Genomic DNA, 9703 nt, shown 5'->3' with positions numbered 1-9703 from the left:
CACGAGCTGCAGCCCCTCAAAGCCGAACGGGTCGGAGCGCATGAAGGCTGCTTCGTGCACCGAGGGTTTGAGCTCATCGACGTGCAGGCGGAAGATCTCCGTGGCTTTCACCGCCAGCGGGCTGTCAACAAAGGTGGGGATCAGGGGGAAGCAGTTTTCGTGGCGCAGCTGATCCAGCGTGTAGAGGAGCTGCTGCGTGCGCTCAACTGCAAAGGCGGGGATGATGAGCTTGCCTTTCTGCTGCAGGATGCGGCGGATGATCCGGCAGATGTGCTCATTGGAATCCGTGGCCAGCTCGTGGTGCCGCCCACCATAGGTGCTCTCCATGATGATGTGGTCCACCTTTTCGCAGGCTTCGGGATCTGCCAGCAGGTCATTGTTAGGACGGCCGATGTCCCCGGAGAACAGCAGGCGGGATTTTTTGCCGGTCTGGCGGTCGTCGATGTCGAGGATGACCTGAGCGGAACCGAGGACGTGGCCGGCATCGATGAAGGTCATGGTCACGCCGTCGGCAATGATCATGGGGCGGTGATAGCCCACGGACACAAACTGGCGCATGCACTTTTCCGCATCCTCCATGGTGTAGCTGGCTTCCAGCAGAGGCAGGTTGTCGGTCTTGCGGTGGCGGTTCAGCCAGTTGATGTCGCTCTCATGAATGTGCGCGGCGTCCGGCAGCATGATGCTGCACAGGTCGCGCGTGGCTGGCGTGGCGAAGATGTTGCCGCTGAAGCCGCGTTTGCACAGGTGTGGCAGATTGCCGCTGTGATCGATATGCGCATGTGAGAGCACGACCACATCAATCTGCTGCGGGTCAAAGGGGAAGTCGCGATTGCGCTCAAAGGCTTCGCTGCGTCTGCCTTGGTAGAGGCCGCAGTCCAGCAGGATGCGCTGGCCGTTGACGGTGATGAGATGCTTGGATCCGGTGGTGGTGCCCGCAGCACCGCAGAAAGTCAGTTTCATGGTTGGAGGAAAGTTGGCCAGTTGCGCCGCAACTGACTGTCTGTCTGGACCGGTTGCGGCGCAACCGGGCAACTTTATTTCATCCGATACGCCTCCACTTCCGTGGTGAAGGCAAACGTGTTCGGATACTCGGCAGAGAGCTTTTCGTGATGATCAAGGTAGGTCAGGCGGATGTAGCGCGCTTCCGCATCAGGGAAATTCAGGTCGGCGCGTTCAGCCTTGCCGAGCGGAAACACGTGCCTGCCGACTTCGCGAAAGGTTTTGCCATCCGTGCTGACGGAGACAGCGATGGTCTTGGTCGAGCCGACCGTGGGAACACCGACGCGCACGAGATTGAGCGGTTGGGCTTTTTTGAGATCAATCGTGACATGCTTGGGAAACGTGTCGGTGTTGCTGGTGGCGTAGCAGTTCGGCGGAAACTCTGCATAGGAGCCATCGGTCAGGCCGGTGTCCCAGCCATAGGTGTTCTTGTCGCTGCTTTCCCAGGTGCAGCCACGGGCGAGGTTGTCGCCCATATCCGGGTCTACCGGCCAGTGTGTGTGGAAGGCGGTGGCGGGCAGGCCGTCCTTGTTCATGAGATTGGCGATGGCGAGCTTGCTCCAGGCGAAGCGGGCGCGGCGTGGCTCTGGAACAGCGGCGGCGCTGATGAGGACGCTGCTGCCGTCAATTTTGGCTTCGGCAGGGTGGAAGATGCCGTCCTTGCCGGCGATTTCGAAATGCGTGAGCGGCTTGCCATCCCGCGAAGCGAGGCCGCTGGCTGCGTGGTCAAACTTCACGCGGATGGAGCTGCCTTCAGTGGCGTGGCTGGCATAGAGCGGGCCGTTGGGGTCGATCTCACTGTGGCCGTAGTTTTTTGCCAGCGCCCAGAGTGACAGTCGGCGGGCCACTTCCTTCTTGTGCGCGGGGTGGATGTCTGAAACCTCGCCGATGTCCGAGATGGTTGTCATGCCGGTGTTCGGGATGTTCAGGCACTCGCGCTGTGCCTGCCAGAATTGTGGCAGGATTTCAACGTCCTCTGCGCCATATTGCCATGGGGCGATCTGTACAAAGTAGAACGGCAAATTCGGCTGCTGAAAGACGCTGCGCCATGAGGCGAGCAAGGCCTTCGTCTTCTCCGTGTACGCAAAGCCTTCCGCATGGTTTGACTCTCCCTGATACCAGATGGCACCACGAAAGGCGTAGGGCACCAGCGGATGAATCATGGCATTGTAAAGGGATGTCGGCGTGACTTGGTTCAGTGGGAGCACCGCTGGCTGCGCGGGCATGGCTGGCACTCCCTGCTTCTCGCCCAAGGCAGCGCGTGCGGCCTGCGTCCAGCTTTCGATGGCGGCCAGATACTTCTCATTCACCGCACGGTAGGAATCGCTGCCGGGAAGCTTGGAGCGGATGTCTGCGGTGAAATCCTTCAAGGCGGGCACGGCTTCAAAGCCCTCCAGGCTTGTCCAGGGTTCGATCCGTGTGCCGCCCCAGGCGCTGAGAATGATGCCGATGGGGACTTTCAGCTCCTCCTGCAGCCGCACGCCAAAGTAATAACCAATGGCCGAGAATGAGGCGGCGCTTTCCGGTGAGCTGCGCGTCCAAGCGGTTTTCACGTCATCCTGTGGACTCAGCGCCACGGTCTTCGGCACTTCGATGAGGCGCAGATTGGGGTGAGTGGCTTTGGGAATGTCTGCCGCGCTGTCCGGCTTCATCTGCATCTCCCACTCCATGTTTGACTGGCCGGATGCCAGCCACACCTCGCCGACGAGCACATCCTGAATGGTCACGTTTCCAGCTTTCAGCACCTGTGGTTCGGCATTGGCGGCAAGCGGGTCGAGTTTGACCATCCACTTGCCTGTTGCATCGGCCTTCGTGGTTTTTTTCTGCCCGGCAAACTCGACTGTGACTTCCTCGCCCGGGGATGCCTTGCCCCACACAGGCACCGGCAGGTCGCGCTGCAGCACCATGTGATCGGTGAAGATGGACGGCATTTGCACTGCAGCATGCGTGGTGGTCAAAACAGCAAGGCAGGCGCAGAGAAGCAGCGGTTTCATGGTTGTTTGCGAATTCTGGCAGGCTTGCCGAATTGCGCCAGCAAAACGCTGCGATGAATTGCGTACTCATTTCCTGCTTGGCATTCACCACGCAGTCCTTCATCGTCCCAATTTCCAATCATGCGCCTCCTCCTCACCCTCGCTTTTCTCGTTCAATCCGCCACCGCCGCCGAATGGACCATCTCCACCTTTGCAGGAAACGGCACCCAAGGGGGCAGCGGTGATGGCGGTCCTGCCACCGCGGCACAGATCGACAACCCCTTCGGTGTCACACGCGGGCCGGATGGCGCGATCTGGTTCTGCGAATACACCGGCCAACGCATCCGCCGCGTGGCTCCGGACGGCAGTATCAGCACCATCGCAGGCACTGGGAAAAAAGGTTGCACCGGCGATGGCGGCCCCGCCTTGCAGGCCACCTTCAATCTGCCACATGAGCTCCGCTTTGATGCGAAGGGAGATCTGTATGTCGTCGATATGACGAACCACGTCGTGCGCAAGATCGACATGAAAACGAAGATTATCACCACCTTCGCAGGCACCGGCGCAGCAGGCTATAGCGGTGATGGCGGCCCGGCGGCCAAGGCGCAGTTCAAAAGCCCTCACAGCATTCAGTTTGGCCCCGATGGCAGTCTTTATGTGTGCGACATCGGAAACAACGTCATCCGCAAGATCGATATGAAAACCGGCGACGTCAGCACCTTTGCCGGCACCGGCAAACCCGGTGCGACACCGGATGGCGCACCCATCGCAGGCACGCCACTCAAAGGGCCGCGCTCACTGGACTTCGACAAGTCGGGCAATCTCTGGCTCGTCACCCGTGAAGGGAACCAGGTCTTCAAGTTTGACCTCAAAGCGGGCAAGATCCATCACGTGGCGGGCACGGGGGCCAAGGGCTTCACTGGCAACGGCGGCCCGGCCAAACTGGCGACGCTGAGCGGTCCGAAGGGGGTGGCGATCGACGCGGCAGGCAATGCCTGGCTGGCCGACACGGAGAGCCACAGCGTGCGCAAGATCGATGCGAAAACCGGCAACATCGAACTCATCGCCGGCACCGGTGAAAAAGGCGACGGCCCGGACGGTAATCCGCTTCAGTGCAAAATGGCGCGCCTGCATGGCATCTTCTGCGATGCAGACGGCACCGTGTATATCGGCGACAGCGAAACGCACCGGGTGCGTCTGCTGAAGCAGAAGTAAGCACTGCTACGAGCGGTGGAAGGCAGAGATGGACAGGTTTGCCTGGCGCAGGCGGGTGGCTATTTCCTGCGTCATTTCCTGCAGCAGCGTGATTTTCAGCGAGGGGTTGCGCTCGTTCAGGGCGTCAAACCAGGCTTTTGTGATGACCACGCATTCCACCGGCTCCAAGGCCACGATGTCTGCCGAGCGTGCTGATCCGTCCAGAAAGGCCATTTCACCCACGGTCATCCCAGCGGTGAGGACGTCGATGCGCTTGCGTGTTTGATGATCGGTATGGATCTGCACCTCCACGGTGCCGCCAACCAGCACCAGCATCTCGGTCGCCATCTCTCCTGTGCGGATGATTGTCTGATCGCTCGCATACTGACGCCGCTGCAGTTCTGTTTCGAGAAAGGCGATGTCCTCATTGGTGCACTGGCGGAAAAGGGAGCAGGATTTGAGCGACAGCGGTGCATGCGGCCGCCACGAGACGCCTGAGACTTCGAGCAGCAGGGAGTCCTCGCAGTGTTCCAAGGCGGCATCCATGGTGGGGAAGATGTCCGTTTCTGCGATGCCTACCGTGCGCAGGGAGGTCATGAGCTTGGCGGGCTGGCAGAAGATCACGCGCACTCCGTGAGGGGCCAGGCGTGCGCCGAGGTTGGCCAGCAGGATCAGGCTCACGGAGTTGGCGTTGACGACTGCACGCAGGTCAAAGATGATGTGCTTGCACTCTGCGGCAAGCGATGTGGCGTGGCGAATGACCGGCTCGATGGTGGTGAAGGTGAGCCCGCCCTGCAACTCCATGACCTGGATCATGAAGCCGTTCACACGCAGGAGTTCGCGTGCCTGCGGTGTCAGCCGACGGCGTGAGACCACCTCTCCGCCATGATAGGCCAGGCGGATGGCTGAGAGAGGAGTCGCGGTCGGATTGAGCATGTGCAGCGCCAGCTCGCGGGAGAGATCCATGCAGACTTTGATGCCGCGGTCGCTGTTGCCCTGCTTGTCCAATGGTGGTGAGAAAATGCCGATGCCCAGCTGGCCGGGCAGCACGGCGAGAATGCCCCCGCCGACGCCGCTTTTGGCGGGCAGTCCCACACGGTAGATCCATTCGCCGGACCAGTCGTACATGCCGCAGGTGGCCATGACGCCCAGCACGTTGTCCACGTACTCGGAGGGGATAACGCGTTTGCGCGTCAAGGGCTGGATGCCTTGATTAGCCAGTGTGGCTCCCATCAGCGCCAGATCCCGGCAGGTGACCTCGACCGAGCATTGCTGGAAATAGGTTTCCAAGGTCTCATCCGGGTCTTCATCCAGGATGCCGAAATTGCGCAGCAGCCAGCCGATGGCGCGGTTGCGGTGCCCGGTTTCGCTCTCGCTGCGATAGACTGACTGGTTGATCTCCAAAGGCCTTCCGGCAAAGCCGCTGAGGTAATCCACCACACGGTCGATGCGGCTCTGGCCGTCTTTTTTCAAAATCTGTCCGGCGGTGGCAATGGCACCGGCATTGATCATGGGGTTGAACGGGGCGCCGGTGCCTTCCTTGAGGCTGATGGCATTGAACGCTTCACCTGAGGGCTCCACGCCGATTCGCGACAGGACATGGTTTTCACCCCGGTCTTCCAGCGCGAGACCGTAGACCAGGGCTTTGGAGATGGACTGGATGGTGAAGGCATGGCGGGTGTCGCCAACTTCATACACATGGCCGTCGCGCGTGGCGATGCAGATGCCAAACAAGCGTGGATCGGCCTTGGACAGTTCGGGGATATAATCTGCCACATGACCGTCCATGCTGGACGCGTAGCGTGAATACAATTGTTCGACGTACTCTTGGATGGGAGAGAGCATCCTAATGTTAAAGCAATCGCCATGCCGAGTGCGTAAAATTCTGAAAATGGATGTATTGGCGATGTGAATAACGGTTGGAAAAAACCGGTGCTTCAGCAAGTATCTCTCTTCACCACCATGATCTCACTCCGCACCTGCCTCTTTGCCCTTAGTATGCCAATCTTTGCTCACGCAGATCAAATCGTGCTTGTCGCTGGCGGGGGAGCGCAGGATGCCATGGACATCGCAGCGACGGATGCTGTGCTGAAGGAACCTTTTGGCACCGCCTTCGACTCCGGCGGGCATATGTGGATCGTCGAAATGGTGTCTGGCAATCGCCTGCTGCAGGTGGATGGCGGAGGCACCATCCAGCATGTGGCCGGTCAATTGAAGCCCGGAGACAGCGGTGACGGTGGGCAGGCCATTCGCGCGCAGTTTAATGGTCCGCACAATCTGGCCGTGCTGCCCAATGACAATGTATTGATCGCTGACACCTGGAACGGCCGGGTGCGCGTGGTGGACGTGAAGGCGCGCATCGTTTCCAATCTTGAAGGATGGCGTGCCCCAGCTGGCAAGGAAAAGGGGAATGGCCCTTATTGCATCACGCTGAACTTTGAGGGGACCAAGCTCTACATCGCAGATCTGCTGAGAGTGTATGAACTCGATCTGGCCACGCACCAGAGCAAGGTGATCGCTGGTAATGGCAAACGGGGCAAGCCTGAGGATGGTGCCGTGGCCATCGACGCCCCGCTTTCAGATCCACGTGCTGTGGCGCCCGACCGTCAGGGAAACATCTATATTCTCGAGCGCGGTGGCAATGCGCTGCGGGTGGTCGATAAAACCGGCCATATCCGCACCGTGGTCAATGCCAGCGGCAAAAAGGGGGGGGAAGGGGACGGCGGTCTCGCCCTCGAAGCCACGATGAACGGCCCGAAGCACCTCTGCGTGGACAAGGACGACAGCGTCATCATCGCGGATGCCGAGGCGCATTTGGTGCGTCGGTTTGTTCCCACCACGGGCAAGATCGAGCGCATCGCCGGGACAGGCAAGCATGGCAGCGCGGGAGTGGGTGGAGATCCCCGGCAGTGTCAGCTTGCACGTCCGCATGGCGTCACCATCAAGCCGGACACGGGAGAGCTTTACATCACGGACAGCTACAACAACCGGGTGCTGAAGATTGTGAAGCAGTAGCAGCGACTTTATTTTCACTGGGTCATTTCAGAATCGGCGCAGGGCTGATTTTGAGGACCAGGGGGCGGTGATCGCTTGCTTTGTAAAAATCGCGGTCGGCGTGTACGTAGGAGCTGCGGGTGTCGATGTGCGGCCGCAGCAGGCGGCTGGTGAAGCAGTAGTCGAGGCGTGAGTAGATGTCCGCGGTATCCCAGAAATGGGTCCAGACCTCGCCATTGGCATCGCGCAGGAGGACATCAGTCAGGGAGGTTTCAGCGGATCGCGGGCTGCCCATGATTTCCGCGAGGGAGGGCTCGTTGCGGTGGGCGTTGAAGTCGCCGTAGGCCAGGATGCAGGCGACTGGCTCCTGGGTGAAGATGGAGTCGATGTGCAGGCGCAGCAGACGTGCCTCATTGCGGCGCATCTCGGCCTGATCTGCCTCTGAAACCGTGCGCATGGACTTCAGGTGCACTCCCAGCAGATGCAGGTCAAAGGTGGGCGTGATGGCAATCGTCACATCGAGAATGCCGCGCTGAAATGGCAGTGTCTGCGCTCCGATTTGATAGGTGAGCGTGGTTTGCGTGTTGCGCGTCTTGATAGGCAGGCGCGAGAGGAGGGCGAGGCGGCGTGAGGGATCGCCTCCATGGGCCAGTTCGGTGTAGGGCAGGTCAACGCCAGCTGCTTGCAGGCGCTGCTGTAGTTCCGCCAGATCATCGGCGGTGCCGATCTCACAAATACCCAGAATGTCGGGGTGGATGGCAGCCAGCATTTTCACCACCTGAGCGCGCTCACTTTCGGGCTTTGGGGCGGGAGGCTTGCCGATTGATCGCTCCATCGTCAGCCAGTTTTTCAAATTGTAGGAGCAGAACGTGAGGCGCTCCGGCTCAGCGGCGGACAGGAGTGCCGCGAGAGCAAAAAAAACGGCGGGTCCCAAGACCCGCCGCGTGAACTGTGTAAGTGGCAGCATGCCAGCGGATGGATTCGACTAGGAATCTTCGACGTTGGCGACGGGCTGGCGCTTTTCCTGAGGAGGGGTGATTTTTGGACGCTCGACTTCTTCCTGGGCGTTATGGAGCTCGGCTTCGAATTCCGTGCGGGCCTTTTTGAACTCACCCATGCTCTTGCCCAGGCTGCGGGCAAAGGTAGGGAGCTTTTTCGCGCCAAAGAGCACGAGAATGAGAATGCCGATGATGATCATCTCAGGCGTGCCGAGAGGACCGATTGCAAGGATGGATGTGGGGTTCATGATGGTACTAGGTTTGCATTGTTCGTGGTGACGTGCAACGCGGACTTTGAAGTCGTTCCCAGTGGGGCCATCGTCCTTTGCGCGGAGTGAAAACGACCCGGCAGGAACGCCGTGGTGATGTCTTCTGTTATATTTAACGCCGCTGCAGGGCGGAGGTTAGCAAAAAACACCCAATTTGGATGTTTTTGTTCGCCCCAGCTGCAGGGAAGGCCCCGTCTCAGCCTGGTCCTGCGTTGGAACCAGAGTTTGGCGATTGCACAGGCTGTCTGTGCGCGTACCAATGCGCTCACTATGATTCACAACGTTTATTTCTGGCTCAAGCCTGATCTTTCTGCGGAACAACGCACCACTTTCGAGACGGAGCTGATGCATCTGCTCGAAATCGACTACCTCGTGCATGCTTTTGTGGGCAAGCCGGCGGCCACGGAGAAGCGGCCTGTGACCGACCACTCCTTCAGCTACTCGCTGACGCTGCATTTCAAGGATCTGAAGGATCATGAGTTCTACCAGAAGGAGTGCCCGAAGCACCTGCGCTTTGTGGCGGCGTGCAAGACGTTCTGGGAGCGGGTGGTGATTTACGACAGCTCACCTCTGCATTGATTTCATTTTTCCACGGCCATGTCCTACACTTTTCCGAAATCCACGGAGCTCTTCGCCCGTGCCCAGCTTAGCATCGCAGGTGGCGTCAACAGCGGCATCCGCAAGATGGAGGTGCCGGTGCCTCTGTATTTTGACCACGGCAAAGGCTCGCGCCTTTTCGATGTCGATGGCAATGAGTACATCGACTTCCAAATAGGGCAGGGGGCCATCCTCTACGGTCACGCACCGGAAGGCATGGCCGATGCCATTGGCACCCAGGCGCACAAAGGCACGCACTGGGCGGCGCAGAGCGAACTGGAGATCGAGGTGGCCGAGCGGCTGCAAAAGATGATCCCCAGCGCGGAACGCGTGCGCTTCAACAACAGCGCCACCGAGGTGGTGCTTTCCGCGCTGCGACTTGCACGTGCCCATACCGGCAGGTCGATGATTTTGAAGTTTGAAGGTCACTACCACGGCTGGGGTGATGAAGGACTCGTGGGCTACGCACCACCTCCGGGACAGTGGGGCACCGAGGACGATCCAACTCGCCTGCATCCCAGCAAAGGGGTGATCCCCGAAGTGCTGAACACCTTTGTCGTGGCCCGCTGGAATGATCCTGCGCATCTGCGTCAGCGGGTGGCGGAGCATCACGATCAGATCGCCGCGATCATCTTTGAGCCGGTGCTGTGCAACACGGGCTGCATGCCTGCGGTTGCTG

9 protein-coding genes are annotated in these 9703 nt (G+C 59.8%); 4 read left to right on the top strand and 5 right to left on the bottom strand.

What is annotated here, in order from left to right; translation table 11 throughout:
- Together ACIREA_RS18510 and ACIREA_RS18505 are read right to left on the bottom strand one after the other, a co-directional pair.
- Positions 1-960 (bottom strand): MBL fold metallo-hydrolase (locus ACIREA_RS18510; RefSeq protein WP_397383815.1); only part of this gene is annotated, 960 nt, incomplete at its 3' end.
- A gap of 74 nt (positions 961-1034) precedes the next feature.
- Positions 1035-2993 carry a sialate O-acetylesterase gene (locus ACIREA_RS18505; protein ID WP_397383814.1) on the bottom strand — a complete coding sequence of 653 codons (1959 nt, stop codon included), beginning with the start codon at positions 2991-2993 and terminating at the stop codon, positions 1035-1037.
- Positions 2994-3113: 120 nt separating this feature from the next.
- On the opposite strand from ACIREA_RS18505, the gene ACIREA_RS18500 reads away from it, so the two are divergent.
- Positions 3114-4187 (top strand): hypothetical protein, encoded by a 1074-nt coding sequence (locus tag ACIREA_RS18500; protein WP_397383813.1) that lies wholly within the window; start codon positions 3114-3116, stop codon positions 4185-4187.
- A 6-nt stretch (positions 4188-4193) separates the two neighbouring features.
- Here ACIREA_RS18500 and glsA read toward each other — a convergent pair whose 3' ends face one another.
- Positions 4194-6011, bottom strand: a complete 1818-nt coding sequence (glsA, locus tag ACIREA_RS18495; RefSeq protein ID WP_397383812.1) for a glutaminase A — start codon at positions 6009-6011, stop codon at positions 4194-4196.
- A gap of 117 nt (positions 6012-6128) precedes the next feature.
- Here glsA and ACIREA_RS18490 point away from each other — a divergent pair, with 117 nt between their 5' ends.
- Entirely contained in the window at positions 6129-7181 is a 1053-nt protein-coding gene (locus ACIREA_RS18490) for a hypothetical protein (protein WP_397383811.1), read from the top strand.
- A gap of 22 nt (positions 7182-7203) precedes the next feature.
- Here ACIREA_RS18490 and ACIREA_RS18485 read toward each other — a convergent pair whose 3' ends face one another.
- On the bottom strand, positions 7204-8127 hold the full coding sequence (locus tag ACIREA_RS18485; protein WP_397383810.1) for an endonuclease/exonuclease/phosphatase family protein: 924 nt from the start codon (positions 8125-8127) through the stop codon (positions 7204-7206).
- An 18-nt stretch (positions 8128-8145) separates the two neighbouring features.
- Positions 8146-8406 carry a twin-arginine translocase TatA/TatE family subunit gene (locus ACIREA_RS18480; RefSeq protein WP_397383809.1) on the bottom strand — a complete coding sequence of 87 codons (261 nt, stop codon included), beginning with the start codon at positions 8404-8406 and terminating at the stop codon, positions 8146-8148.
- A 291-nt stretch (positions 8407-8697) separates the two neighbouring features.
- Between ACIREA_RS18480 and ACIREA_RS18475 the strand changes: the two genes are divergently transcribed.
- Positions 8698-9006, top strand: coding sequence for a Dabb family protein (locus ACIREA_RS18475; protein WP_397383808.1), 309 nt, complete (start codon positions 8698-8700; stop codon positions 9004-9006).
- Positions 9007-9024: 18 nt separating this feature from the next.
- Positions 9025-9703 (top strand): aminotransferase class III-fold pyridoxal phosphate-dependent enzyme (locus tag ACIREA_RS18470; RefSeq protein ID WP_397383807.1); only part of this gene is annotated, 679 nt, incomplete at its 3' end.

The sequence above is a fragment of the Prosthecobacter sp. genome (assembly GCF_044373815.1).
Lineage (GTDB): Bacteria > Verrucomicrobiota > Verrucomicrobiia > Verrucomicrobiales > Verrucomicrobiaceae > Prosthecobacter.
Note: the sequence above shows the minus strand (reverse complement) of the source record. Positions and strands in the feature narration are given on the sequence as shown.